The following is a 25,754-nucleotide window of genomic DNA, read 5'->3' on the forward strand; positions in this document are numbered from 1 at the left end:
TGCCTCACACCCTCCCTCGACGGTCGCGCTGACGCCTTCCGCGCGCCGAATCGGCGAAGCTGCGATTCGTTCGCGAATCCGGTCCCGGTGACCTCAAACGAGGCAAAAGCGGTCTTACCCACGAAAATTTTTTCGTTGCCAAAAATTACGACTCGGCGTTCGCGACGCGCCGCTTTTCGTCACAGCTTGCGACTCGACGCAATGACGATCGCGCGTCGATCGTTCGGAATGCGAATTCAAGAAATGGCTGCAATACAGGCGTTTCCTGCAACGTTGACAAATGCCGATGTCGGCCGTTGCTGCATTTCTTGTATCGTCGCGTGAATGCAATGCCGATTTGATCGGCGCCGCGCGCTGTGCGCACTGCCACCGCTGCGTCAACACTTCCTTAAGCGGGACACTGTTTTTTTTGGTCTGTTGGTGTATTCGGGAAGTAGTGCATATCGATTCCCGAGTGCACGCAGCGAGAGCCATCTCACATACTGGAGGGCAACATGGCTAAGAAGGCAAAGAAGGCGAAGAAGGCGAAGAAGGCGAAGAGCGCAGTGAAGAAGACTGCGAAGAAGACCCGCAAGGTCGCCAAGAAGAAGTAAGCCTCTCGCCTTGAGAGGATTGCCGGCGGCTTGATGCCGGCACGTCGCGAGAGCCAGCGGACGGACTGCTGAGAGGCACATCCCACCCCAAGGCTCTGGCTGACGAAAGAGGGTGTCGGCGAGACATCAGGTCAAACGGCTGGATCGAATTTCGGAGAGGGCAACCTTCCCAAAAGCGGTCCGGCAGAAGAAACAGAGATTTCTTCGTTCGGTGCGGAGCCCGCTTGGTTCCGCAATTTCACCGGCGACAATGCCGAGCTGAAATCTGGTCCTGACGTGTTCGCCGACCCCCTCGTTCCGGCGGCCCGCGCAGTCCGCGCCCGGCAGCCACTTTCCACATCCCATTTTCTGGATCGACGTCGGGCCTCACGGCCTCGCGTTCCTTTGCGCGCGCGACCGTACCGCGGCTCCGTGGACCGTCCGCCAGGCCTGCCAGCGCGCCGTCAACTCATCGATTGATCACATGCGCCGGCGGCCGGGACCGGCCGATGCCCGCGGCCATTGCCCGCCATGGTTATCGTTTTCCGAAACACCAGGGTAAACCGGCGTTCACGAATGCACGGAAATGCCTGCGGCACAGGCACTTCTGCGATTCCGGGAAGCGCTCCCGGCGGGCCCGATTTACATCCCGTTTCATCGCGATACTTAAACCGCTCTTCAAATTTGATGGGCCATGATCACCCCCAACAAGCCGGCAAACGGCGCGCGGTGATCCCAGGGATCAGCGCGGGGCATGATCCCAAGGATCAGCCCGGGAATGACAGGGTAGCTTAACAGTGGACGGGGGCCGCGCTCGGGGGAGGGCGGCCAACAACAAAAAGGGGAATGACGACAATGTTTCAGGGGGTCATCGATCAGGAAAGCGCTATCCCGGTTGCTGCGACTGCAATCCAGGACGTGCTGTTCGAGCGCGGCATGTATTGGGCGAGCGGCCGCTCCGGCGTGGTCAACCTCGTCGCGGCGCACAAATGGTTCAACCTGGCGGCGCTCAAGGGACGTACCGACGCGATCGCGCACCGCCGCGAAGTCGCCGAGCAGATGTCCGACGTCGAAATCGCTGCCGCCCAGCGCGAAGCCCGCGCCTGGATGACGACGCACTAAGTTTTCGTTTTGACGCGTTTTCTTCACGCGAAACCGGTAATCCACGTCGCTCGAAAACGCACAGCTCGAGCTGGGAGCCTCGGCTCCCTCGCTCCATCTAGAACCAGTAGCGCGCCGCGTAGATCACGGTCATCAATGCTCCGGCGGCGATGACGAACTGCCGGACGATGCGACCAGGCAGGATCCGGATCAGGTGGCCTCCTGTATAGCCGCCGATCATGGCGCCGAGCAGCATCACAGAGGTCTCCGGCCACCGTACCGCTCCCTGCACGATGAAGATCAGTGTGACGGCGAGCGACACGCAGGTCGCCAGCAGGTTCTTCAATGCCTTGACCGCCCTGATGTCGTTGGGTTCCGTGATCGAGAGCACCGCGGTCAAGATGACGCCGAGCCCGGCACCGAAGAACCCTCCATAGACACACGCCAATCCGAGCACGGCACTGCTCGCGCCGGTCGAGGGCAGAGCCGCTGCCTTCTGGTGCCCGACGGTCCATGCTTGGATCTGCGATGCTTGGATCTGTGGCGCGAAGGCAAACAGCAGCGTTGCGAATGCGATCAGGGCCGGCACCGGCAGGACGAACAACCGCTCGGGAAGCAGCAAAAGGACGCCGGCACCGGCCGCGCCGCCAAGCGTGGAGGCGGCGACGAAGCTGATCGTGCGCCGCGTCGGCGGCGGCAGCTTGCCGCGATCGGCGAGGGCTGCGATCAAATGCCCCGGCGAGATCGCCACCGCATTCGATGCATTGGCGATGACGGCGGGCAAGCCTGCGGCGAGCATCGCCGGAAAGGTGATGAGCGTCGCGCCGCCCGCCAATGCATTGATGATGCCCCCCGCGCCGCCGGCTGCGAGCAGCAGAAGACTTGTTCCGGTATCCATCCTTCACCCCTTTGCAGGGTGAGCAGCCTAGCGGGCCGAGCGCCGGCCGGTCTGGAACGTCTGTGACGCCGCTTCAATCGCGCCAGTAGACGCCCGGCCTCGTGCCGAAGGTGTGGCGGAACAGGCGGGTGAGATGGCTCTGGTCGGAAAAGCCCGCATCCGCCGCAACGGCTGCGATCGGCTCGCCGGCGCGCAGCAAATGTCGGGCAAGATTGAGCCGGGCGAGCAGGCGGAAGGTATGCGGCGCAACGCCGAGTTCGCGCCTCACCATGCGGCTGAACCCTTCGCGGCTTCGCCCGAAGCTCGCGGCAATCTCGCCGATCGGCTCGACGCTCTCCGTCAAGGCGGTACCGAGCTTCGCTCTATCGATGCAACCGGCCGGGCGTGACGGCTCGCGCGACAGCGTGTCGTTGGCGATCTCGCCGATATGCTTGGGCGATATCTCGTCGATGCTCCGCCAGCGGTCCCCGACATTGATGATCCGGAGCGACGAGCAGGCGCGGCCCGCCGGAACATAGGCATTCAGGCAAACCGTCTCCGCGCCCGGTGTCGCCATCGGTGTATGCAGCATTCCCGCCGGGATGAGCGCGGCATGGCCCGCCGGCACCGTGACGGTCGCGCCGTCGATGCGAAAGGCGCGCGATCCCGACAGCACCAGCACGATCTGGCTCTCGTCATGGAAGTGCGGTCTGAGGGCGAGCGAGCCGGCACCGCGCCACGACGCCAGCTCGACGATGTCGTCGTTGGTGGCGCGCCGGTAGTTCCAGGCATTGGTCATGGCGAACCGGGTGATCACAGAGGTCTCGAACCGATGGGTGGGTGATCCCCGAACGTAGCACGGGGGTCACCGACTGTCATGGGACGTCACCTCTGCGCGACTGAAGCCATCGGCGAGGCCGTTCGCATCGTCGCGACGGCGATGACGGCGGCGACGAGGTTGGCGGCTGCGCTGATCGCCACCGGGATGAAATAGCTGTGGCTGACGTCGAACGCAAAGCCGGCAGCGCTCGGGCCCAGCAGCGTGCCAACGGCGACGCTGGTGTAGAGGATGCCGATGATGCCGCCGACATTGCGGCCGCCGAAATGGTCGGTGACCACAGCAGGCAGGATCGCCACCCAGCCGCCATAGAACACACCGAACAGCAGCGCAAAGACCGTGAGCGACCAGAAGCTGCCGGCGATTGCCCAGATCGCCAGCGAGACGGCCATGCCGAGATACATCGCAATCAGGAACGCATCGCGGCCGACCCGATCGGCGATGCCGCCGAGGAAGAACCGGCCGGCGGTGCTGCCGACGCCGATCATTCCGAGCAGCAGCACGGCAAGCGTCGGCGCCACCTGATGGTCGACGGCAAAGGGCACCAGGTGCACGAAGGGCACGAACACCCCGAACGCGCTGATCAGGCAGGCCGCATAGAGCCCGGCGAAGCGGGCGGTCTTGACCGCGCCGCGGATCGAGACGCCCTGACGGAGCGGCGCGCCCGAGACTGCTTCGAGCGGATCGCCATCCGGTCCGGTGCCATGGCGGCGCGGATCGTCGGCGATCAGTAGCGATGCTCCGATCCCGGCGACGGCAGCGACGACGCCCAACACGACGTAGGCTTCGCGCCAGCCGAGGCTCGTGATCAGCCAGGTCGCGAGCGGCGGCATCACCAGTGTCCCGACCCCGATCCCGCTGACGGCGAGGCCTGACGCAAAACCGCGCCGCCTGACGAACCAGCGTTGCACGGCGCCCAAGGTCGGAACGTATGCGCAACCGACGCCGGCACCGATGCCGATGCTGTAGGCGGCATAGACCTGGAGGATGGTCTGCGCCTGTCCCGCCAGCACCATGCCGAGACCGACCAGCGCCATTCCGAGGCCAGCGAGCCTGCGGGCGCCCCAGCGGTCGGCAAGCGGGCCGGAGACGATGCCGAGTCCGAAATACAGGAAGCCCGCGAACGAGAACACCAGCGAGACCGAGCCGCGCGAGGCGCCGAACTCCCGCTGCAACGACTCGACAAAGGACGAGAACGTGTAGGCGCTGCCGAAGCCGACGAGCGTCACGACGAAGGCGGCTGCGACGACATACCAGCCATAGAACGGCTTTGCTCTCCGATAACCGGCGTGCATGACGGCGTTCCTCATGATCGTTCTCCCTGTGATGCGCCGCCGCCCGCCTTGGCCGGCGGATAGAGCAGCATCTGCGTGCAGCGAAACAGCGCGATGGCCTTGCCGGTCGCCTCGCTGCGGATCTCGGCATCCCACACCTGGGTCGTGCGGCCGGCATGAACGAGGCGCGCCTCGCAGCTGACGCCGCCTTCGCGCGTGGCGCCGATGAAGTTCGTCTTCAACTCGCCGGTCGCGAAGCCAATCGCGCCGTCCGGCAGGGAGGCGAGGCAGCCGAATCCGCAGGCGCTATCCGCCAGCGCGACGATGCTTGCGCCGTGCAAGAGCCCGTGCGGCGAGAAGTGCTTCGCGGCAATCTCGAAGCGGCCGCGGATGAGGCCGCGTTCGGCTTCGAGCCATTGAAAGTCCAGCAGGCCGGGCAGGCTGCCGGCTTGCGACGCGTTGATGCGGTCGACGCGTTGGCGGATATCGCTGCCTGCACCGGTCCCGTGCAGGGCGAGTCTATTTGGGACCTCGGTCATGTCCTGTCCTGGCTCCATCAGGGAACCGGGAGCCGCTGTCGCGAGCTGTGGAAAAGATTAGAAAAACTAACTCCATTGGCCCGGATTTCTCTGAGTTGACGCGGCTCTCAGCGTTACAATAGGCTGATTGAGCGCCAGGAAGGCGCCATTGGCAAACCAGATTTGCTGCGCGATTGAGATTAGAATATCTAAATCATGGAGAGCCGGCTTCCACCCCTGAACGCGCTCAAGGCGTTCGAGTCCGCCGCCCGCCATCTCTCGGTGAAGCTCGCGGCCGAGGAGCTGTGCGTGACGCCGGGTGCAGTCAGCCAGATGCTCAAGACGCTGGAAGCCCATCTCGGCGTCAAGCTGTTCGAGCGGGTGCCGCGGGGCATCTATCTCACCGACGCCGGGCGCGACTATCTGCCGTCGATCCGCAATGCGTTTCGCCAGATCGCGGAGGCCTCGCGCCGCGTTGCTGCGTCGGTCGACGTCGGTACGCTGACGGTGAGCGTCACGCCGTTCTTTGCGTCGGCCTGGCTGGTGCCGCGCATGGCGTCGTTTCAGGGCGCGCATCCCGAGATCGATCTGCAGATCGTCACCAGCAACACGCTGGTCGATTTCTCGCGCAGCGGAATCGACGTCGCGGTGCGCCACGGCCTCGGCCGCTATCCGGGGCTGCGCAGCGACCGCGTCGTCACAGTCGAGATGGTGGCGGTCGCCTCGCCGTCGCTGGTTGCGCGTCTCGGGCGGCCCGCATCTCCCACAGAGCTTGCGGGCTGGCCGCAGGTGCATGATGCCGATCGCAAGGGGTGGAGCCTGTGGTTTCAGGCCAACGGCATCACGGAGGTGCGCACACCGCGTGGTCCCTCGTTCGACGACAGCGGTCTGCTCCTGAAAGCCGTGCTGACCGGCCAGGGCGCAGGCCTGCTGCCGGCGGCGATGGTCGCAAACGAGATCGAGAGCGGCGAGCTGATCCAGTTGCTTGACACCGCGCATCTGGAGGAGTTCGCCTACTATCTCGTCTGCCCCGACAACCGGCAGGGGTCTTCCGAAGATCGCGGCGTTCAGGGAATGGATATTGGGGCCGGTGGCGCAGTCAGTGCCTGCGGAGCGCTAGCTATCTCGCCGCCGCCGCGACGGCCTACCGATAGAACGCGTTCGGCGGCACACCAAAATGCTTGCGGAACATCGCGGTGAAGGCGCTCTGGCTGGCATAGCCGGCATCGAGCGCGACATCGACCACCCGCGCGCCGCGCGCGAGGCGTTCCAGCGCGAACAGCAAGCGGGCCTGCTGACGCCACTCGCCGAACGTCATGCCGGTTTCGCGCGGGAACAGACGATGGATCGTCTTCGACGTCAGCTTCAGCCGGCGCGCCCAGTGCTCGGCGGTGGAGGCGTCGTCGGGGCGGGCCACCAGCGCCGCGCAGATCCGCGCGAGCCTTTCGTCGCGCGGCATCGGCAGATGCAGCGGTAGCACATCGATTTCGCGCAGCTGGTCGAGCAGCACGCGCATCAGGCGCTCGTCGGACGTCGCAGGCGCATAATCCAGCGGCACACCCATCGCGGCGACGAACAATTCGCGCAGCAGCGGCGAGACCGTGAACACGCAGCTGGTCTGCGGCAGATTGGGAGCCGCGTCGCTGTCCACGAACACAGTGCGGATCTTGACCGCCCCGCACATCCGGACCTCGTGCGCGAGACCGGCCACCAGCCACACCGCGCGATTGGGCGGCACCACCCAGGTGCCCTCGGCGCAGCGCACGATCATCACGCCCTCGATCGCATAGAGCAGCTGGCCGCGCGGATGCGCATGCAGGCCGGTCGATGTGCCGCTCGGATAGTCGATTTCCATCGCCGCCATCGGCCGCGCCGTGGCGTGATAATCGAGGTGCCGTGTGATCAGCTCGTCCAACACGTCTTAGTCTCGCATGTCCCAATCTCGCTAGGTGAGGTCATTCTAGCGTGAGACGGACTTCGGCGCGACAAGTAGTTGCTGGTGTGTCCTTCACCAATGCGCTGCCAGGTCATGCTCAAGAAGAATGCTGCACTTCTCTATCCCTTCGTTGCCATCGTGCTGTGGGCCGGCAACGTCATTGTCTCGCGTCTGTCGGCCCGCACGATCGGTCCGCAGGCGATCACCTTCTATCGCCTGCTGGTCGCGGTGCTGCTGATGTCTCCGTTCGTGGCACGCGCTGCCTGGCGCAATCGCCGCGCGATCTGGCCGCATCTCGGGCCGCTCGCGATCCTCGGCTTCCTTGCGATGTGTCTGTTCCAGAGCCTGTCGTATCTCGCCGCCCAGACCACGACTGCGACCAACATGGCCGTGTTCACCGCACTGACGCCGCTACTGACGGTCGCGCTCAGCGCCGCGCTGCTCGGCGAGCAGCCGACGCTTGGCATGGTCTGCGGCGCGCCGCTGTCGTTCGCAGGCCTCGTCTATCTCGTCAGCGGCGGCGAATTGTCGTCGCTGCTGCAGAACGGCGTGCATGCTGGCGACGCACTGATGCTGCTCGCCGCGATCGTCTACGCGCTGTACGGCGTGCTCCTGAAGCGCTGGAATTTGCCGATCACCGGATGGCAATCGACCTACATGCAGGCGCTGTGCGCGCTGGCCGTGATGTTTCCCGCCTTCCTCGCGACGCCGGCGCCGTTGCGGCAGGTCAACGCCGAGACCTGGCCGCTGATCGTCTATGCCGGCGCGCTGGCCTCGGTGGTGCTGCCGTTCCTGTGGATCCGCGGGGTCGCGCAGCTTGGCCCGAACCGCTGCGCGATCTTCATGAACCTGTTGCCGGTGCTGACGGCCGCGGCCGCGATCGTGCTGCTGGGTGAGCCGGTCAGGACGTTTCACGTCATCGGCGGCGGCCTCGCGCTGCTCGGCGTCGCCTGCGCGCAGGCCTTTCCGCGGCCGCTGTTGCGAGTGCAGCGTGCCTGAGCATGTGACCTATCGTCAAAGCGATGTCTGATCTATTTCTCGCCGGGCTGGCGTCGCGACATCGTGCCCGCATAACTGCACCGCGGCGCCGCTTGAGATCGACGTCGAACTGCCTGTCTGGAGTCCAACGGCCGTGCTCTATTCGGCCTTCTGCGACAGGGTCTTCATCGCGAACTACGTTGGAGGGGACATTATCGTTGCCCAGCTTGGGCGTACGCCGTCCGGCGGGCGGGCTCACGCTGCGTGATCACGCGCAGGCTCTACATCGACGATCTCGCGGTTTTGATCACATGTGAAAGGCCGGGGCAGAATAGAACGCCGCGGTCGGCGGTCACTTGTTCGGTGAAACGGAGTGATCGCCATGCGTGTTGCCTTGGTCTTGACGTTGCCTCTTGTGATCCTGTGGAGTGCGGTTGCCGACGCGGCCGCTGCGCATCACCGGCGCGTGCGACAGCACTTCATCATCCGTCCGAGCGAAGAGGTGGTCGTGCCGGGCGGGTACAGATATCCCGGCTTCGGGCCGATCCCGCCGGGCGAGAACCGAAATCTCGATCCATCCACACGTGGTAGCGGCTGACGTCGGTCGGCGCCGCAGCTCCATCACGTCGATCACGCTGCCCGCGCTGGCGTTTCGGTGGCGAGGGTGATCGTTCCAGGGCTGCTCCGGCGTACCTGAGTGACCCGCCTCACATCACTTCTGGAGCCGTTCTGCGAGTGTTTCGACCAAGGCGATGCAATGGTGCGTCAGCCCAATTGTGGAGGAGGGTAAATCATGCGTGCAATTTCACTGGGCTTCGCCGTCGCAACTGCGATTGCTCTGTTCACGTTCGGTCAGTCGGCTTTTGCCGCCCCCATCGGAGCAGTCCTGAAGGCGTGCGACAGAACCGCAGGATGCAACTATACCCTGAACAAGGCTGGAGACCTGTCGGGCTGTTCCTCGAAGGTCTGCTTCTACTGCCCGAACAACAGCAAGCGGCAGTGCTTCCCGGTGCAGTAAGCAGCCAGGGGCTCGCTTCCAGCGGGCCCCTTTGCTTCTCGGGGACCGAGCTACGCTGCGCCGGTGACCAGCTTGTGCTGAGGTCTCTCGATGGCACGCATTTCGAGCGTGGCGATGGTTCCCTTGAGATTGTCGTGCCGCTCATGGAGCGACCTTGCCAAGATCGGATACCTTGGGTTCGATCGGTCATAAATTCCCGCGCGGGCTTCTTCGGTCGCAATGTCGGCTTCGATCTGCTGGCAGGCCAGGACAAGATCGGACAGCATCTTCCTGACCGTCGACTCTCGTCCGGTGCTCGCGCGAGCTGTCTCAAAACGATGATGCATGTTCATGTGCGTGCTCCGAATGTCCGAGTTCGGCACACCGTGAACAGCTGGCGCCGAACTATTCACGGATACATCGCAAGTCGCCTGCCAGGAGCGGGTCCGTAAGAATACGGTCGGGCCTAAGTCTGATGGGTCTTGCTATTCTCGGCGCCAAGCCGGAATGCAAGCGGTTAGCGTGACGCGCCTGTAGTCTCGAGCGGCGTTCTGATCTCCGGATTCTTCCGCAAACCTGACCGCGGCCTCCATGTCCTGCGAGGCAGACGCGCTATCGCAGAACAGGCTGTGAATTTCAGCCCGGTATCGATATGCCCTGTAGTTCATTGGGTTGTACTGAAGCGCCAGGGTGTAGTTGCTTTGCTCCTCAGTGGCGCCTCGGCGCGCATCATCCGATTGACTGTCGATGTTGGCCAGGCGATTGAGCGCCTGGAGTGTTCCGAGCTCCGTGTACCGTTGAGACATCGCGCCGAAACTTGCGGGAAGTGTTTCGGCCGAAGAAGCAGGCTGCTTCGCCGCGCTCTGTGCGCGTTCAATTTCGATCTTCTTGTATTTGATGGCGTTGTCGTAGTCGCGCAGGCTTTGGAAGGTGCTCGATATTTCGTTGTTGATCGGCGCGATATAGGCAGTCGACAGTCGTCGATCGCTCAGGAGGTTGAGGCATGCCCGTATCTTTGCCTGCGCGGGCAAGACATCGCGACATTCCTTGTCAACCACGCGACGCGCGTCCCGCGAATGCACTGTTGGCGGCGTCTGAGCAGCAGGCAGGACAATAGCCAGTGCGAAGGAGACCGCTAACCTGAGACCGCGACTCGGGCCATCCATCTTATTTCTTCGCCTTCAGCCCGATCTCGACAAGCCGGCGGATACTTCGTGCGGGCTTCATGACTATTTGATGCCAAATAATCAAGCCGAGGGGAAGCTGCGACTTCCACCTCGGCTCTAACCCTCAACCGGCACCGTGGCTACGCCAGCCGCCACAATCACCTCAAGCCTCAAGGCTCGATCATCGATCGCGTAGCCGCTGACGCATTTCATTGATGGACTCAAAAGTGAGGCCGTTCGTGACTGGGATAGACCGAACGGCCTCAGCCGGCCCGCGGTGCCAAAATGGAAGAATGGGCCAGCTGTCGAGCTACGGCGTCGCCAGCCAAATGGTTTCGCCAGCCAATTGCCGTCGCGACCGTCCGGCCGCTTCGAGGTGTTGGATCAGATCACCTTTGCTTCCTTGGTGATGGCGGCAATCGAGGGGCCCGATTTTCGAACGATTGAAGCAAATTGTTGATCGGAGACCTTGAGGCGCTTCCTCAATACTTTGACCTGGACCTTGTCGCGCAGATCCAGCGAATTGCGAAGATAGGTTTGCCTGCGTTTGTTCATGGGAACTTGGCTCGCAAAGGACATGTTGCTCGCGATGTTGCGGCATTGCGTCGACATCGATCGGTCGACGATGGGACCGGTTGCCCTCGCGAACGTGCCGTCGCCGTCTACGCAACGCCCGGCCAGGGGCAACGTTCCTTCAACGATGAGGCCCCTTGCTATGAGCGCGCAGGATCGGTTTGACGACAGGTCGTCAAGACAAACGCTGCCTTGCTACATTGCCAATCGCTGCCAAGCGTAGCGCTCGAGACGGGCCGTGGGGCGGCGACGATCGCCAGCACGACAACCAGGCAAGCCAGCGAAGTTGCGATGACGAGCCTGCCTGCCTTGGATGAGAAGCGCTGCCGTAACCAGGGAGTCAAATCGGCGGATCGGCGAAGCTGGGCGTTACGCAAAACCTGGTCGATATCCTGGAATTGAATGCCGCTGTCCTGCTGCATGGCTTTACTCCGGAAATATTCAGGTGATGAACAACTCAGGCGATGCTGCGCGCGGTTTGTTTCGCGCTCGCTTCAACGTGCCGGGAATGATGTTTCGTTCACGCGGAGGTGACTGCCGGTTCAGGCCAAAGGCGGCTTGTGCAGCCGCTCGTGCGCTGAACAGCGATTTTCCAGAAATTTCAATGATGTCAATGAGACTGGCGGAGACGGAGGGATTCGAACCCTCGATAGGCCTTTACAAGCCTATAACGGTTTAGCAAACCGCCGCCTTCAGCCACTCGGCCACGTCTCCAATGGCGCCGATATGCCCGAGAGGGCGCTAAGCCGCAAGCGGCAGATTCAGTTTGCGGCAAGGTGATTTGGTGGCAGCTGTGCCGCCGGCGGCCCGGGAGCGGGCACTGAGCCTTTATATTGCGCGCCGATTCCGGTGCGATGGCTCAGGTGAGCGCAGGAAATGCAAGCCATAACAATAAGTTTAGGTCGAGATCTGCGCAGGGCTAACCGCGGCCCCTCGCAAGGCTGTTGAAAACCGGCCGCGCCGGCTCATTCCACGCTGGCGCCGCGGCGCAGGTCGGCGTCGATCTGCAATCTGGTGCCGCCGCCGAAGCGGGCGCGGTAGACCTGCAGGTTCTCCATGATCCGCTGGACGTAGTTCCGCGTCTCCGAGAACGGAATCAGCTCGACCCAGTCGACCGCGTCGACCTTGGGATCGCGCGGGTCGCCGTAGCGCTCGATCCACTTCTTCACGCTGCCGCGGCCGGCATTGTAGGCGGCGAAGGTCAGGATGTAGGAGCCGCGATAGTCCTCGAGCAGGCCGCCGAGCTCGGCCGCGCCGAGCATCGCGTTGTAGACCGGGTCGGTCTTCATCCGGTTGAGGTCGAAGCCGATGCCGGCGCGCTTGCAGACGTAGCGTCCGGCGTCCGGCGTCACCTGCATCAGGCCGTAGGCCTGGGCCGGCGACACCACCGCCGGATTGAACGCGCTCTCCTGGCGCGCAATCGCGTAGACGACGCTCTGCTCGACCTCCGGTCCGACCTGGCGGAACGATGGAATGCCGTTCACCGGATATGCGTAGTGGTCGAACGGCAGTCCGCGATTGAGCGCGGCCTTGCCCATCAGCAGCATGCCGCGGGCATCGCCGTGGCGCGCGGTGAGCTCGCCGAGGCCGGCCAGCGCTTCCGGATCGCCATTGTCGCCCATGTCGCCGAAGATCGGGATCGCAAGCTCGCGCGCGTCGATTTCGTAGAGCAGCCCGACCGCGCGCACGATTTCCAGCCGATCGGCGCCGCGGCCGCGCGGCGCGCTGTTCAATTCGATCTGCGGCAGGCCGAGCTTGGCGCGCGCGAGCTGGCCGTAATAGCTGGTCGACTGCTCGGCTGCGCGTGCGTAGGCGGTGCGCGCCTCCTGGCCGCGGCCGGCGGCCTCCGCGGCGCGGCCCTGCCAATAACCGGCACGCGCCAGCGCGGTCGGGTTGGCGCTGCCGACGCCGATCCGCGCGAAATGCTGGGCGGCGAGGGCGGGGTCGTTGAGAAAGCGCAGCGCGATCCAGCCCGAGGTGAATTCCTGCTCGGTCTTGTAGATGTCGCGGGCGGGCAGCGCCGCGTCGCGCGCGATCAGATAGGCGGTGCGAAACTCGTTGACGTCGATCATCTTGCGCGCCAGCAGGCGGCGCTCGACCCACCATTCGTCGACGTTGAAGAGCCGCGCGGCGTCCTTCGGCGCGCTCAGCATCAGCTGCGCGGCTTCGGTGAACTTCTCCTCGCGGCGGAGCAGCTGGATCTTGGCGAACAAATAGCCGGTGTCGCCGGAGAGTTCGCGCGGCACCTCTTCGAGTAGCGCGCGCAGGTTCGAGCCCTTGCGGTTGGCCGCGATGCGCGCCTTGGCGAGCGCCAGATAGCCGGAACCGAGACGCCTGGCCGCGCGGATGCCGGCGGCCTCGTTGTCCGTCCCGTAGAGCATGGTGTCCATGCGCGCCTTGTGGTCGCCGGCGGTCAGGAACGAGCCGAACAGATCGAGCGCGGTGGTTTCGGTGTCCTCGCTCATCGGATCGTTGCGCCAGGCTTCGCGCACCAGGCGCTCGGCATTGCCGCGGTCGCCGCGTCCGATCATCACCTTGGCGAGCGCAAGCCGGCCCTTGGCCGAGACCGGCGATTCATTCTGGAACCAGGCCCACACCGCGGAATCGTCGCGATGGTCGTCCCATAGCGAGGCCTCGATGCGGCGGCGCAGGAAGGTCTGCGAGGGCCAGCTCGGATTGGCGTCAAGGAAGGCGCGGTAGCGCTCGACCGAGGCGCCATTGTCCTCGCTGCGCAGGATCAGCCACTCGGCAAGCTTGCGCGCAACCGGATCGGAGATCGAAGCCTCGGCCTCGGTGGCGTCCGCCGGCTTGCGCTTGCGCAACAGCTCGACGACGCTCGCGAGCGCTTCCTTGTCGGACTGCGACGTCGACGATGTCGCAGCTACCGCCGCAGGCAGCACCGGCTTGCGCGCGATCGGCGCGGCATGCTGGCGGGTCGCCGGAACCAGCGCGGGGGCGGCGGCACGGATGGGCGCCGGCTTGTTCGGCAGACTTCCTGTCGCAGCCGGAGCAGCGGGCTTCGACGCGGTGGTCTTTGCCGCAGTGGGCTTCGTCGTAGTGGTCTTGGACGTGCTGCTCTTTGACGCGGCGGCCTTCGAAGCGTCAGTCTTGGAAGGCGCGGCCCTGGCGCCGTCGGTCTTCGCCGCGCCGGACTTCGAAGAGGTCGTCTTGGCGGCATCCGCCTTGGCAGCGCTGGTCTTGGTGTCGCCGTTCTTGGCGTCGGCTGGCTTTGAAGCGTGTGCCTTCGAGGTGCCGGACTTGGAGGCGTCGGTCTTGGAAGCGCCCTTGGAAGCCGCATTCTTCGAGGCAGCTGTCTTGGAAGCAGCATCCTGGGCAGCCGGCTTCGCGGCTGGAACATCCTCGGCGGCCCATGCGTCGGCCGTGATGGCGGCAAGGCCGACGACGAGCGCCAGGCTCGTCGCCAGCGCCGTCGATCGCAAAGTGCCTGCGCGGGCGGAACGGATCACAGAAGTCCTCTGCGGCCCCGAATCATCTGGTCGGTTGGGCCATGGGTTCTTATTTGATTGAAAACGTAGACAAAATACTAAGAAGCCTGCCGGTGCGGCTGTTTGCGCCAGCACAACGGCGAAATCGCGGCTGGAACCGGCTGGGAATAGGTTCGGTACGGCCCTTTCGCCTGCGGGTCAGACCCGATATGAATTGCCCTTCATGGCGTTTCGCATCAACCGGGTGCCGGTTGCACGGACGTGAAGCACGACAATAACAAGGGTCCGTCGACCTAGCCTTTAGCCTGAAGCGTTTGGAGGAAGTCCATGGCAGCCAAGACAAAATTCCGGGGATCATTCACTGCCTTGGTGACGCCCTTCAAAAACGGCGCGGTGGATGAGGCGGCATTCCGCAGTCTCGTGAACTGGCAGATCGCCGAGGGCACGCACGGCCTGGTGCCGGTTGGCACCACGGGCGAGAGCCCGACGTTGAGCCATGACGAGCACAAGCGCGTGGTCGAGTGGTGCATCGAGGAGGCCAAGGGCCGGGTGCCCGTGATCGCCGGCGCCGGCTCGAATTCGACCAAGGAGGCGATCGAGCTCGCCGAGCACGCGGAGAAGGCCGGCGCCAATGCGGTGCTGGTGGTGACGCCGTACTACAACAAGCCGACCCAGGAAGGCATGTACCAGCACTTCAAGGCGATCAACGATGCGATCGGCATTCCGATCATCATCTACAACATCCCGCCGCGCTCGGTGATCGACATGTCGGTCGACACCATGGCGCGGCTGTTCGAGCTGAAGAACATCGCCGGCGTCAAGGACGCGACCGCGAGCATGGTGCGGGTGTCGCAGCAGCGCGCTGCGATGGGCGAGGACTTCAATCAACTGTCGGGCGAGGACGCGACCATCATCGGCTACATGGCGCATGGCGGCCATGGCTGCATCTCGGTGACCTCGAACGTGGCGCCGCGGCTGTGCTCGGAGTTTCAGACCGCCTGGCAGAAGGGCGATGTCACCACGGCGCTGAAAATCCACGACAAGCTGATGCCGTTGCACACCAACCTGTTCATCGAGAGCAATCCGGCGCCGGTGAAGTATGCGATGTCGCTGCTCGGCAAGCTGGACGAGAAGCTGCGCTTGCCGATGGTGCCGGTCTCTGAATCGACCCGCCAGGCCGTCCGCAGCGCCATGGTGCATGCCGGCCTGATCAACTGAAGCTCTTCAAGCTAACCCCATCGCAGCCAGATTTTGGAAGTGACCGCCATGGCGCTACGTGACGCTGAACAGAAGGGCTCCCAAATGCTCAAGGAGTTCCGTGATTTCGCGATGAAGGGCAATGTCGTCGACCTTGCCGTCGCCGTCATCATCGGCGGCGCCTTCGGTGCCATCGTGACTTCGCTGGTTGGCGACATCATCATGCCGATCATCGGATCTATCGGTGGCCTCGACTTCTCTAATTACTTTATCGGTCTGTCGAAAAACGTCACCGCAACAAATCTCGCCGATGCCAAGAAGCAAGGTGCGGTGCTCGCTTGGGGCAACTTCCTGACGCTGACGATCAACTTCGCGATCGTTGCCTTCGTGCTGTTCATGGTCGTCCGTCTCATGAGTCAGTTCAAGCGCAAGGAAGAGGCCAAGCCTGCCGAGCCGTCGAAGCCGTCCGACGAGGTCGTGCTGCTAACGGAAATCCGCGACCTCCTCAAGAAGGGCTAACGTGGCCGACAAGAACGAACGTCCGATCAAGGTTGTCGCTGAAAACCGAAAGGCCCGCTTCAACTACGCCATCGAGGATACGGTCGAGGCCGGCATTTCGCTGACCGGCACCGAGGTGAAGTCGATCCGCAGCGGCAAGAGCACGATCGCGGAGTCCTATGCGGATTCCAAGAACGGCGAGATATGGCTGATCAACGCCAATATCCCGGAATATCTGCAGGCCAACCGCTTCAACCACGAGCCGAAGCGGCCGCGAAAACTCTTGCTGCATCGCAAGCAGATCAACAAGCTGCTCGGCGCGGTCGACCGCGAGGGCATGACGCTCATTCCGCTGAAGCTGTACTTCAACGAGCGCGGCCGTGCCAAACTGCTGCTCGCGGTCGCCAAGGGCAAGAAGCTGCACGACAAGCGCGAGACCGAGAAGAAGCGCGACTGGGGCCGCGAAAAGGGCCGCCTGATGCGGGCGCGGGGCTAGGGTGTCCGGAGCGCCGCCACTGCGACGACGGCGGATGGAGATTGGTCCGATGAACCAGAGCAGCCTCACCGACGTCGACTGGAGCAAGATCCCGGCACCCACCGACGATGGCGGCGCGGCGCATCTGACCGGCATGACGATCCCGCCGGTCAGGCTGCGCGCCACCGACGACACCTCGGTGGCGCTGTCGGCGCTCGAGGGCCGCACCGTGGTGTTCGCCTATCCGCGAACCGGCGAGCCCGGCAAGATCGGGCTGGTCGACGATTGGGACATGATCCCGGGGGCCCGCGGCTGTACGCCGCAGACCTGCGCCTTCCGCGACCTGTTCGCCGACCTGAAGGCGGCCGGTGCCGCCCAGGTGTTCGGGCTGTCGACGCAGAGCAATGCGTACCAGACCGAGATGGCGTCGCGTCTGCACCTGCCGTTCCCGGTGCTGTCCGACGAAGCGCTGGAACTGACACACGCGCTGAGACTGCCGACGATGTCGGTGGCGGGCCTGACGCTGATCAAGCGGCTAGCGCTCATCATCGACGATGCGCGCATCACGCACGTGTTCTATCCGGTGTTCCCGCCTGACCGGAATGCCGGCGACGTGCTGGAATGGCTGCAGGCCAATCCGCGGAAAGATGAGAGCGCTTCCAAATAAAGTGGATACCGGTTCGCGAAGTGGATACCGGGAGAAGGGCTCTAGCCGAGCTCCTTGCGCACGGTCGCGAAGACCTTGCGGAACATGTCGGTCGTCAGCACGCCGGTGTTCGTATTCGTAGCGCGAGCAGTGGTAGCTGTCGTAGAGCTTGAATGTTCCGGCGCTGTGCACTGCACCGTGCACAAAGGGCGCGTTAGCCAGACGAACATCCAGCGCCTTCAACGTTGATTCGTGTGCGATTCGCCCGAGCAGCACGATCGCGCGCAGCTTCGGCATCGTAGCGATGGTTGCGCGGAGGAATTGCCGGCAGGTGTTAATCTCGGCCGGCAGCGGCTTGTTTTGCGGCGGCACGCAGCGCACCGCGTTGCTGATCCGGCAGTCCACCAGCTTTAAGCCGTCGTCCGGCCGCGCCTGATAGACGCCGCTGGCGAAGCCATATTCGAGCAAGGTCGCGTAGAGCAGATCGCCGGCGTAGTCGCCGGTGAAGGGACGGCCCGTGCGGTTGGCGCCCTGCATGCCCGGCGCGAGCCCGACGATCAACAGCCGCGCATTCGGATCGCCGAACGATTCCACCGGCGAGTTGAACCAGTCCGGGTGGAGTGTGCGGGCCTGTGCACGAAAGTCGGCCAGCCTGACACAGAGCTGACAGTTGCTGTCGGGGCGCGTGGGTGCGGCGACGAGATTACTCGTCGAAATCGTCATCGGCTCCCCGGGGGGCCATGGTGGTCGCGCGCTGCAGGAATTGCGGGGAGTGGTGACGCGGTTCGCGCGGGGCCGGACGTTCGGACGGATCGCGGCCAAGCTTGGATTGCAGCTCGACGAGGTCGGTGAAGACGTCGGCCTGGCGGCGCAGCTCGTCGGCGATCATCGGCGGCTGGCTGGCAATGGTGGAGATGACGGTGACGCGGACGCCGCGGCGCTGCACGGCCTCGACCAGCGAGCGGAAGTCGCCGTCGCCGGAAAACAGGATCATCTGGTCGATGTGCTCAGCCAGCTCCATGGCATCGACGGCAAGCTCGATGTCCATATTGCCCTTCACCTTGCGGCGGCCGCTGGCGTCGATGAACTCCTTGGTCGCCTTGGTGACTACGGTGTAGCCGTTGTAGTCGAGCCAATCGATCAGCGGACGGATCGACGAATACTCCTGATCCTCGATGATCGCCGTGTAGTAGAACGCACGGAGCAGGGTGCCGCGACTCTGGAATTCCTTGAGAAGGCGCTTGTAGTCGATGTCGAAGCCGAGCGTCTTTGCGGTTGCGTAAAGATTGGCTCCATCGATGAAGAGCGCGATCTTGTTGGAAACAGGTGACGACATCAAAGTGTTCTCGCGTGGTTGTTAGTGTTCTTAGCGCGGCGGTGATCAACCGCGCGTAATTTCCGGCGTTGCTGCCTAAAGTTCTGTGAATCTTTCCCCACGACAGTCACCACCGCAATTATGGTGAGGCGAGGGCAAAAAGCCTAGACCTTTGACATTGCAATGAAGAGATTTACTTGCCTGGGACAGCAACCTAGCCATGTCGTCAGACGCTCCGGCCCTTCTGGCCCCGGCAGAGGGGGTTATCAGAGCCTGTTGGGAAGGCAAATCACAAATTTTGCCTTGCGAAACGGGGACTAGCCCTATAACTAACCCTCATAACCTACATGTTCGGTCCCTTTTACCACGGAGCGCCTCGAGATGGCTCGCGTCACCGTCGAAGATTGCATTGATAAGGTCGACAATCGTTTCGACCTCGTCCTGTTGGCTGCGCATCGTGCCCGGATGATCTCGTCGGGATCGCAACTTACGGTTGATCGCGACAACGACAAGAACCCGGTCGTTTCGCTGCGGGAGATCGCCGATTCGACGATCTCGCCGGAGGACCTGAAAGAGGAACTCGTGCACTCCCTGCAGAAGTTCGTCGAGGTCGACGAGCCTGAGCCGGACACTGTGCCGCTGATCGGTTCCGCCGGTGCCAGCGTCGACGCCGACGACACCGAGGTCGCGGTCGAGCGCATGACCGAGGAAGAGCTGCTGAAGGGCCTCGAGGGCCTGGCGCCCCCGGAAGAGCAGCCCGAGGAAGACGAGTAAGCTCGTCATTCGGCTCCGCATCTCGGATCAATTTGCCAAAGGCCCGGACATTGCTCCGGGCCTTTGCTTTTGTTGACAATTTTGCTGTTACGGTGCGTCCTATGCGGGCGCGCGAAATTGAATGGTTCCAGGGCCCGCGCGGGGTGCCGCTTCGTTCGAAAGCGCACTAGATTGAGGAAGAAGGGACGTTCCGGTCCCGCGAGAGGCAGCGAGTTCATGGCGTATCGACGCCGCAGTTCCATCCAGATGCAGGCTGCAACCGAAACGGTCGCGGTCGCGCCGGCGTCGTCCACGGCGGAAAGGCCAGCCAGGCCGCGGACCCGAATGATGCGACAATATGACCTTGTCGAACGCGTCCGGTCCTATAACCCCGACACCAACGAAGACCTGCTCAACCGCGCCTACGTCTACGCCATGAAGGCGCACGGCACGCAGATGCGCGCCTCCGGCGATCCCTATTTCTCGCATCCGCTCGAGGTCGCCGCGATCCTCACCAACCTCAAGCTCGACGACGCCACGATCGTGGCGGCGCTGCTGCACGACACGATCGAGGACACCGAGGCGACGCGGGCCGAGATCGACCATGTGTTCGGCCATGAGATCGGCGCGCTGGTCGAAGGCCTGACCAAGCTGAAGCGGCTGGAGCTGGTGTCGCGCGAGGCCAAGCAGGCCGAGAATTTGCGCAAGCTGCTGCTGGCGATCGCCGACGACGTCCGCGTGCTGCTGATCAAGCTCGCCGACCGCCTGCACAACATGCGCACGCTGGAATTCGTGCCGCCGGCCTCGCGCCGCCGCATCGCCGAGGAGACGCTGGATATCTATGCGCCGCTGGCCGGCCGCATGGGTATGCAGGAGATGCGCGAGGAGCTGGAGGACCTGTCGTTCTTCGTGCTCGATCCCGAGGCTTATGCAGTGGTCAAGCAGCGGCTCGATTCACTGGCCGAGCGCAACCGCAACCTGATCGGCGAGATCGAAGCCCAGCTCTCCAAGAACCTGCAGAAGAACGGCATCACCGCGCGGGTGTTCGGCCGCCGCAAGCAGCCGTTTTCGATCTGGACCAAGATGGAGCGCAAGTCGGTCGGCTTCGAGCAGCTCTCCGACATCTACGGCTTCCGCGTCATCCTCGATGATGTCGGCGCCTGCTACCGCGCGCTCGGCATTGTCCACACCACCTGGCCGGTCGTGCCGGGCCGCTTCAAGGATTACATCTCGACCCCGAAGCAGAACGACTACCGGTCGATCCACACCACCGTGATCGGGCCGGGCAAGCAGCGCGTCGAGCTGCAGATCCGCACCGAGGAGATGAACCAGATCGCCGAGTTCGGTATCGCCGCGCATGCCTTCTACAAGGAAGGGGCGGGCTCGCCGCATGAGCGGCTGAAGCACGAGTCGAACGCGTTCGCCTGGCTGCGCCACACCATCGGCATCCTCTCGGAGAGCTCCAATCCCGAGGAATTCCTCGAGCACACCAAGCTTGAGCTGTTCCACGACCAGGTGTTCTGCTTCACGCCGAAGGGCAAGCTGATCGCGCTGCCGCGCAACGCCAACGTGATCGATTTCGCCTATGCCGTGCACACCGGCGTCGGCAACAGCGCGGTCGGCTGCAAGATCAACGGCAAGTTCGCGCCGCTGTCCTCGGAGCTGCAGAACGGCGATGAGGTCGAGGTGCTGACCTCGAAGGCGCAGTCGGCGCCGCCGTCGGCCTGGGAAGCGCTGGCCCGCACCGGCAAGGCGCGCGCCGCGATCCGGCGTGCCACCCGCGATGCGGTGCGCGACCAGTATGCCGGCCTCGGCCGCCGCATCGTCGACCGCCTGTTTGCCCGCGCCAAGATCGAATATGCCGACGACAAGCTGAAGGGCGCCTTGCCGCGGCTCGCCCGCACCTCGATCGAGGACGTGATGGCCTCCGTCGGACGCGGCGAGATCAAGGCCTCCGACGTCGCGCGCGCGATGTATCCCGACTACAAGGAAGAGCGGCTGGTGCGCTATGGCGCCAAGAAGGGGCTCGCCGCCAAGCTGAAGACGCAGACCCCGCCGCATCCGGCGCGCGCCACTTCGGTGATCCCGGTGCGCGGCATCAATTCCGACCTGCCGGTGAAGTTCGCGCCGAACGGCGGCGCGGTGCCGGGCGATCGGATCGTCGGCATCGTCACGGCGGGTGAGGGGATCACGATCTACCCGATCCAGTCGCCGGCGCTGAAGGATTTCGAGGAGGAGCCGGAGCGCTGGCTCGACGTGCGCTGGGACATCGACGAGACCATGCCGCAGCGCTTCCCCGCGCGCATCCTGGTCCACAATGTCAACGAGCCGGGCAGCCTCGCCCAGATCGCGACCGTGATCGCCGAGCACGACGGCAATATCGACAACATTCACATGTCGCGCCAATCGCCTGACTTCACGGAGCTGACAATCGATCTTGAGGTCTATGACCTCAAGCATCTCAGCGCTATCATAGCGCAGTTGCGCGCCAAGGCCGTCGTTGCACGGGTCGAACGCGTCAATGGGTAAAGACGCATGCGCAGGGCATAGGCGAGCGGAAGCGACGCCTTCCCTTCGGACGGCTATGCCCGCGCATGACAGGCTAGAATTGCAGGTTAGAGACATGTCAAAGGCTGCTCCGCTCCGTCTCGGTATCAATGTCGATCACGTCGCGACCCTGCGCAATGCGCGGGGCGGGGCGCGGCCCGATCCGGTGCGGCTGGCGCTTGCCGCGATCGAGGCCGGCGCCGACGGCATCACGGCGCATTTGCGCGAGGATCGCCGTCACATCCGCGACGAGGACATGGCGCGGCTCAAGGCCGAGATATCCAAGCCGCTGAATTTCGAGATGGCGGCGACCGACGACATGCTGCGGATTTCGCTCGCCACCAAGCCGCACGCCGTCTGTCTGGTGCCGGAACGGCGCCAGGAGCTCACCACCGAAGGCGGCCTCGACGTGGTCGGCCAGCACAATGCGCTGGCGCCGTTCATCGCGCGGCTCAATGATGCCGGCATCCGGGTCTCGCTGTTCATTGCCGCCGATCCCAGGCAAATCGAGATGGCCGCGCAGCTGAAGGCGCCCGTGATCGAGATCCACACCGGCGGCTGGTGCGACGCCGTGGTCGACGGTCACAAGGACAAGGCGGAGGCCGAGTGGAAGCGCATCGTCGCCGGCGCCAAGCTCGCGCAGGCGGCCGGGCTCGAGGTCCATGCCGGCCACGGGCTCGACTACGAGACCGCGGAGATGATCTCCGCGCTGCCCGAAATCCGCGAGCTCAACATCGGCTATTTCATGATGGGCGAGGCGCTGTTCGTCGGCATCGCCGCAACGGTGCGCGAGATGCGTGCGGCAATGAACCACGGCCGTGCCAGGGCGCAAGGTGCCGCCAGCGCATGATCATCGGCATTGGCTCCGACCTGATCGACATCACCCGGATTGCGAAGGTGATCGAGCGGCACGGCGAGCGCTTCCTCGATCGCATCTTCACCGACGCCGAGCGCGCCAAAGCGGTGCGCCGGGCCAACAGCGAGAAGATGGTGGTCGCAACCTACGCCAAGCGGTTCGCCGCGAAGGAGGCCTGCTCCAAGGCGCTCGGCACCGGTATCCGGCGCGGGGTGTGGTGGAAGGACATGGGGGTGGTGAACCTGCCGGGAGGACGGCCGTCGATGCTGCTGACCGGCGGGGCGCTGGCCCGGCTCCAGGAGCTGACACCCGAGGGCATGCAGGCGCAGATCGACCTTTCGATCACCGACGATTGGCCGCTGGCGCAGGCCTTCGTCATAATTTCGGCGGTTGCTCCCGCCAGATGAGCGCGTGGCGCCGGAATTTGCCAGAAAACTTCAGCAAACTAAAAAATCATTGACATTTCAATGAATTGCGAAGTTTTGAGGCGGCGATTGATTGCGCCCCTGCGAACAACCGTCTAAAACGCCGCAGGGTATCGAGCGAGACGCGGATTCCAAGTTTAGGCTGGAATTTGCCCTCAAGATCAGAATCAAGGCCATTTTCCTCACGCGGGGGTCGAACGCTTCGCGTGGAGAGAACGTTCTGCCACCGCGTGGGCATCAGGGCCCTGCGGGAATTGGGAAAGCAATGAGCGCGACCACCGGGACCAAATCTGAGAGCGGCGTGGGCGAGACCATCCGCGTCGTCATCCATGCCCTTCTGATCGCGCTCGTCATCCGCACCTTCCTGTTCCAGCCGTTCAACATCCCCTCGGGGTCGATGAAGGCGACGCTCTTGGTCGGCGACTACCTGTTCGTCTCGAAATATTCCTATGGCTATAGCCACTATTCGATCCCGTTCTCGCCGAACATTTTCTCGGGGCGCATCTTCGGCTCGGAGCCGAACCGCGGCGACATCGTGGTGTTCCGCCTGCCGCGGGATGACTCCACCGACTACATCAAGCGCGTCATCGGACTGCCGGGCGACCGCATCGAGGTCCGGAACGGGTTGCTCTACATCAACGATGAGCCGATCAAGCGCGAGCGGCTGAGCGATTTCGTCGGTGAGGATCCCTGCGGCTCGGCGGATGCCACCGCGCGGGTCAAGCGCTGGAAGGAAACGCTGCCGAACGGCGTCAGCTATGAGTCGCTCGACTGCACCGACAACAGCTACATGGACAACACCATCGTCTACACCGTTCCGCCCGGGCACCTCTTCATGATGGGCGACAACCGCGACAACTCCACCGACAGCCGCTTCCTGTCGCAGGTCGGCTATGTGCCGTTCGAGAACATCATCGGGCGGGCCCAGATGATCTTCTTCTCGATCGCCGAGGGCGAGCAGGCCTGGATGATCTGGCGCTGGCCGTTCGCCGTGCGGTGGAACCGCCTATTCTCCATCGTGCGATGAACGACGATACCGCAGCCATTAACGACCAAGCGCCGACCGGCGAGCCGAGCCAGACGCCCGCCGCCGAAAGCACGGCCGTGCCGAAGAAGCGGCGCAGCAAGGCCGCCAAGGCGGCTGAAGAGAAGGCCGCGATCGCCGGCACCGAGGCGCGTATCGGGTATACGTTCTCGGATGCCGCGCTGCTGACCACCGCGTTCACCCACGTCTCCGCACTGAAGCCCGCCACCCGCAACCGCGCCGACAGCTACCAGCGGCTGGAATTCCTCGGCGACCACGTGCTCGGGCTGATCGTGTCCGACATGCTGTTCCGGGCGTTCCCGAAGGCCGATGAGGGCGAGTTGTCGAAGCGGCTCGCCGATCTCGTGCGCAAGGAAAGCTGCGCCGACGTCGCCAAGTCGCTCGGGCTGCTCGAGGACATCAAGCTCGGCATGGTGAAGGCGGTCGAGGGCGCGCGGCTGCGCAAATCCGTGCTCGGCGATATCTGCGAAGCGGTGATCGGGGCGATCTTTCTCGACGGCGGCTACGAGGCGGCGCGCCAGTTCGTTGAGCGCAACTGGACCGAGCGGATGCACAAGCTGCGCCGGCCGCTGCGCGATCCCAAGACCGTGTTGCAGGAATGGGCGCAAGGCAAGGGATTGCCGACGCCGGTCTATCGCGAGGTCGAACGCACCGGCCCGCACCACGATCCACAATTCCGCGTTGCGGTTGACCTGCCGGGCCTCGCCTCCGCCGAGGGCCTCGGAGGCAACAAGCGCGCGGCCGAGAAAGCAGCAGCATCCGCGATGATCGAGCGTGAAGGCGTCGGTACCAATGACTGACGAAGCCAAAGGGCAGGGGGATGCGACGCGCTGTGGCTTCGTCGCGCTGATCGGCGCGCCCAATGTCGGCAAGTCGACGCTGGTCAATGCGCTGGTGGGCTCCAAGGTCACCATCGTTTCGCGCAAGGTGCAGACCACGCGCGCGCTGATCCGCGGCATCGTGATCGAGGGCAACGCGCAAATCATCCTGGTCGACACGCCCGGCATCTTCGCGCCGCGGCGCCGGCTCGACCGCGCCATGGTGTCGACCGCCTGGAGCGGCGCCCACGACGCCGATCTCGTCTGTGTGCTGCTCGATGCGAAGTCGGGCATCGACGAGGAGGCCAATGCGATCCTCGCCAAGCTCGAAACCGTCGCGCATCCGAAGATCCTGGTGCTGAACAAGGTCGACCTCGTGCAGCGCGAGAAGCTGCTGGCGCTGGCGCAGGCCGCCAACGAGCGGATGCGCTTCGAGCACACCTTCATGATCTCGGCGCTGTCGGGCGATGGCGTTGATGATCTGCGCCAGGCGCTGGCCAAGCTGGTGCCCGCGGGACCGTTCCTCTATCCCGAGGACCAGATGTCGGATGCGCCGATGCGGCATCTGGCGGCCGAGATCACCCGCGAGAAGATCTACAGCCATCTGCATCAGGAATTGCCGTACCAGTCGACGGTCGAGACCGACAGCTGGACCGACCGCAAGGACAAGTCGATCCGCATCGAGCAGACGATCTTTGTCGAGCGCGAGAGCCAGCGCAAGATCGTGCTCGGCAAGGGCGGCGCCACCATCAAGTCGATCGGCGCGCAGGCGCGTGCCGAGATCGCCGAGATCATGGGCGTTCCCGTGCACCTGTTCCTGTTCGTCAAGGTGCGCGAGAACTGGGGCGACGATCCCGACCGCTACAAGGAAATGGGACTGGACTTCCCCAAGGAATGAGCCGG

General features: G+C 64.0%; 27 protein-coding genes, 1 tRNA gene and 1 pseudogene. 16 read left to right on the plus strand and 13 right to left on the minus strand.

Going from position 1 to position 25,754, the window contains the following annotated elements:
- The first annotated feature begins 1,427 nt into the window (after nucleotides 1–1,427).
- Nucleotides 1,428–1,694, plus strand: a complete 267-nt coding sequence (locus tag ACVWW1_RS08035; protein WP_097673415.1) for a hypothetical protein — start codon at nucleotides 1,428–1,430, stop codon at nucleotides 1,692–1,694.
- Nucleotides 1,695–1,791: 97 nt separating this feature from the next.
- Here ACVWW1_RS08035 and ACVWW1_RS08040 read toward each other — a convergent pair whose 3' ends face one another.
- The 4 genes from ACVWW1_RS08040 to ACVWW1_RS08055 all read right to left on the minus strand — a co-directional run bounded on the left by ACVWW1_RS08040 (nucleotide 1,792) and on the right by ACVWW1_RS08055 (nucleotide 5,201).
- Entirely contained in the window at nucleotides 1,792–2,571 is a 780-nt protein-coding gene (locus ACVWW1_RS08040; protein ID WP_456655441.1) for a sulfite exporter TauE/SafE family protein, read from the minus strand.
- A gap of 73 nt (nucleotides 2,572–2,644) precedes the next feature.
- Nucleotides 2,645–3,349 carry a helix-turn-helix domain-containing protein gene (locus tag ACVWW1_RS08045; protein WP_456655442.1) on the minus strand — a complete coding sequence of 235 codons (705 nt, stop codon included), beginning with the start codon at nucleotides 3,347–3,349 and terminating at the stop codon, nucleotides 2,645–2,647.
- 86 nt (nucleotides 3,350–3,435) lie between these two features.
- Nucleotides 3,436–4,698: an MFS transporter gene (locus tag ACVWW1_RS08050; protein ID WP_456655443.1), complete on the minus strand. Its 1,263-nt coding sequence runs from the start codon at nucleotides 4,696–4,698 to the stop codon at nucleotides 3,436–3,438.
- Nucleotides 4,695–5,201 carry a PaaI family thioesterase gene (locus tag ACVWW1_RS08055; RefSeq protein ID WP_456655444.1) on the minus strand — a complete coding sequence of 169 codons (507 nt, stop codon included), beginning with the start codon at nucleotides 5,199–5,201 and terminating at the stop codon, nucleotides 4,695–4,697. The genes ACVWW1_RS08050 and ACVWW1_RS08055 overlap by 4 nt, the downstream gene beginning before the upstream one ends.
- A 195-nt stretch (nucleotides 5,202–5,396) precedes the next feature.
- Between ACVWW1_RS08055 and gcvA the strand changes: the two genes are divergently transcribed.
- Nucleotides 5,397–6,380, plus strand: a complete 984-nt coding sequence (gcvA, locus tag ACVWW1_RS08060) for a transcriptional regulator GcvA (protein WP_456655445.1) — start codon at nucleotides 5,397–5,399, stop codon at nucleotides 6,378–6,380.
- Here the strand turns inward: gcvA and ACVWW1_RS08065 are convergent.
- Entirely contained in the window at nucleotides 6,325–7,098 is a 774-nt protein-coding gene (locus ACVWW1_RS08065) for an AraC family transcriptional regulator (protein WP_224924456.1), read from the minus strand. The two genes, gcvA and ACVWW1_RS08065, sit on opposite strands and share 56 nt — an antisense overlap.
- Nucleotides 7,099–7,209: 111 nt before the next feature.
- On the opposite strand from ACVWW1_RS08065, the gene ACVWW1_RS08070 reads away from it, so the two are divergent.
- The 3 genes from ACVWW1_RS08070 (at nucleotide 7,210) to ACVWW1_RS08080 (ending at nucleotide 9,112) form a co-directional block, all read left to right on the plus strand.
- Nucleotides 7,210–8,115: a DMT family transporter gene (locus tag ACVWW1_RS08070; RefSeq protein WP_456655446.1), complete on the plus strand. Its 906-nt coding sequence runs from the start codon at nucleotides 7,210–7,212 to the stop codon at nucleotides 8,113–8,115.
- Nucleotides 8,116–8,467: 352 nt separating this feature from the next.
- On the plus strand, nucleotides 8,468–8,692 hold the full coding sequence (locus ACVWW1_RS08075; RefSeq protein ID WP_456655447.1) for a hypothetical protein: 225 nt from the start codon (nucleotides 8,468–8,470) through the stop codon (nucleotides 8,690–8,692).
- Between the two features lie 195 nt (nucleotides 8,693–8,887).
- Complete coding sequence (locus ACVWW1_RS08080; protein WP_456655448.1) at nucleotides 8,888–9,112, plus strand: hypothetical protein; 225 nt, start codon at nucleotides 8,888–8,890, stop codon at nucleotides 9,110–9,112.
- A 50-nt stretch (nucleotides 9,113–9,162) separates the two neighbouring features.
- On the opposite strand, the gene ACVWW1_RS08085 is transcribed toward ACVWW1_RS08080, so the two are convergent.
- From ACVWW1_RS08085 to ACVWW1_RS08110, 6 genes are all read right to left on the minus strand, one after another.
- Nucleotides 9,163–9,444 carry a hypothetical protein gene (locus ACVWW1_RS08085; protein WP_456655449.1) on the minus strand — a complete coding sequence of 94 codons (282 nt, stop codon included), beginning with the start codon at nucleotides 9,442–9,444 and terminating at the stop codon, nucleotides 9,163–9,165.
- Between the two features lie 132 nt (nucleotides 9,445–9,576).
- Nucleotides 9,577–10,149 (minus strand): hypothetical protein, encoded by a 573-nt coding sequence (locus ACVWW1_RS08090; protein ID WP_456655450.1) that lies wholly within the window; start codon nucleotides 10,147–10,149, stop codon nucleotides 9,577–9,579.
- A gap of 492 nt (nucleotides 10,150–10,641) precedes the next feature.
- Nucleotides 10,642–10,869, minus strand: coding sequence for a DUF3606 domain-containing protein (locus ACVWW1_RS08095; RefSeq protein ID WP_456655451.1), 228 nt, complete (start codon nucleotides 10,867–10,869; stop codon nucleotides 10,642–10,644).
- Between the two features lie 101 nt (nucleotides 10,870–10,970).
- Nucleotides 10,971–11,252, minus strand: coding sequence for a hypothetical protein (locus ACVWW1_RS08100; protein WP_456655452.1), 282 nt, complete (start codon nucleotides 11,250–11,252; stop codon nucleotides 10,971–10,973).
- Nucleotides 11,253–11,450: 198 nt separating this feature from the next.
- Nucleotides 11,451–11,544, minus strand: a tRNA-Ser gene (locus ACVWW1_RS08105).
- A 251-nt stretch (nucleotides 11,545–11,795) separates the two neighbouring features.
- A complete protein-coding gene (locus ACVWW1_RS08110) occupies nucleotides 11,796–14,297 on the minus strand; it encodes a lytic transglycosylase domain-containing protein (RefSeq protein WP_456655453.1) in 2,502 nt (833 codons plus the stop codon).
- Nucleotides 14,298–14,603: 306 nt separating this feature from the next.
- On the opposite strand from ACVWW1_RS08110, the gene dapA reads away from it, so the two are divergent.
- From dapA to ACVWW1_RS08130, 4 genes are all read left to right on the plus strand, one after another.
- Nucleotides 14,604–15,494, plus strand: coding sequence for a 4-hydroxy-tetrahydrodipicolinate synthase (gene dapA / locus ACVWW1_RS08115; RefSeq protein WP_176530895.1), 891 nt, complete (start codon nucleotides 14,604–14,606; stop codon nucleotides 15,492–15,494).
- Between the two features lie 84 nt (nucleotides 15,495–15,578).
- Nucleotides 15,579–15,992, plus strand: a complete 414-nt coding sequence (mscL, locus tag ACVWW1_RS08120; protein WP_173643155.1) for a large conductance mechanosensitive channel protein MscL — start codon at nucleotides 15,579–15,581, stop codon at nucleotides 15,990–15,992.
- Between the two features lies 1 nt (nucleotide 15,993).
- Nucleotides 15,994–16,467, plus strand: a complete 474-nt coding sequence (gene smpB / locus ACVWW1_RS08125; RefSeq protein ID WP_173642523.1) for an SsrA-binding protein SmpB — start codon at nucleotides 15,994–15,996, stop codon at nucleotides 16,465–16,467.
- A 49-nt stretch (nucleotides 16,468–16,516) separates the two neighbouring features.
- Nucleotides 16,517–17,113 carry a peroxiredoxin gene (locus ACVWW1_RS08130; RefSeq protein ID WP_207829933.1) on the plus strand — a complete coding sequence of 199 codons (597 nt, stop codon included), beginning with the start codon at nucleotides 16,517–16,519 and terminating at the stop codon, nucleotides 17,111–17,113.
- Nucleotides 17,114–17,154: 41 nt separating this feature from the next.
- On the opposite strand, the pseudogene ACVWW1_RS08135 reads toward ACVWW1_RS08130, so the two are convergent.
- Both ACVWW1_RS08135 and ACVWW1_RS08140 read right to left on the minus strand, forming a co-directional pair.
- A pseudogene (locus ACVWW1_RS08135) lies at nucleotides 17,155–17,815 on the minus strand (uracil-DNA glycosylase).
- Nucleotides 17,796–18,428, minus strand: a complete 633-nt coding sequence (locus tag ACVWW1_RS08140; RefSeq protein ID WP_016844002.1) for a LabA-like NYN domain-containing protein — start codon at nucleotides 18,426–18,428, stop codon at nucleotides 17,796–17,798. Before ACVWW1_RS08140 ends, ACVWW1_RS08135 begins: the two are co-directional and overlap by 20 nt.
- Before the next feature lie 360 nt (nucleotides 18,429–18,788).
- Here ACVWW1_RS08140 and rpoZ point away from each other — a divergent pair, with 360 nt between their 5' ends.
- The 7 genes from rpoZ (at nucleotide 18,789) to era (ending at nucleotide 25,749) form a co-directional block, all read left to right on the plus strand.
- Entirely contained in the window at nucleotides 18,789–19,181 is a 393-nt protein-coding gene (rpoZ, locus tag ACVWW1_RS08145) for a DNA-directed RNA polymerase subunit omega (RefSeq protein WP_016844003.1), read from the plus strand.
- 216 nt (nucleotides 19,182–19,397) lie between these two features.
- Nucleotides 19,398–21,689, plus strand: a complete 2,292-nt coding sequence (locus tag ACVWW1_RS08150; protein WP_456655454.1) for a RelA/SpoT family protein — start codon at nucleotides 19,398–19,400, stop codon at nucleotides 21,687–21,689.
- A gap of 94 nt (nucleotides 21,690–21,783) precedes the next feature.
- Complete coding sequence (locus tag ACVWW1_RS08155; protein ID WP_456655455.1) at nucleotides 21,784–22,557, plus strand: pyridoxine 5'-phosphate synthase; 774 nt, start codon at nucleotides 21,784–21,786, stop codon at nucleotides 22,555–22,557.
- The gene (acpS, locus tag ACVWW1_RS08160) at nucleotides 22,554–22,970 is read left to right on the plus strand and encodes a holo-ACP synthase (protein ID WP_207829929.1); all 417 of its coding nucleotides are present in this window, start codon (nucleotides 22,554–22,556) and stop codon (nucleotides 22,968–22,970) included. The genes ACVWW1_RS08155 and acpS overlap by 4 nt, the downstream gene beginning before the upstream one ends.
- Before the next feature lie 283 nt (nucleotides 22,971–23,253).
- Nucleotides 23,254–24,015 carry a signal peptidase I gene (gene lepB / locus ACVWW1_RS08165; protein WP_456655456.1) on the plus strand — a complete coding sequence of 254 codons (762 nt, stop codon included), beginning with the start codon at nucleotides 23,254–23,256 and terminating at the stop codon, nucleotides 24,013–24,015.
- The gene (rnc, locus tag ACVWW1_RS08170) at nucleotides 24,012–24,833 is read left to right on the plus strand and encodes a ribonuclease III (protein WP_456655457.1); all 822 of its coding nucleotides are present in this window, start codon (nucleotides 24,012–24,014) and stop codon (nucleotides 24,831–24,833) included. The genes lepB and rnc overlap by 4 nt, the downstream gene beginning before the upstream one ends.
- Entirely contained in the window at nucleotides 24,826–25,749 is a 924-nt protein-coding gene (gene era, locus ACVWW1_RS08175; RefSeq protein WP_207829925.1) for a GTPase Era, read from the plus strand. The genes rnc and era overlap by 8 nt, the downstream gene beginning before the upstream one ends.
- Nucleotides 25,750–25,754: the final 5 nt, after the last annotated feature.

The sequence above is a fragment of the Bradyrhizobium sp. JR3.5 genome, assembly GCF_054057015.1.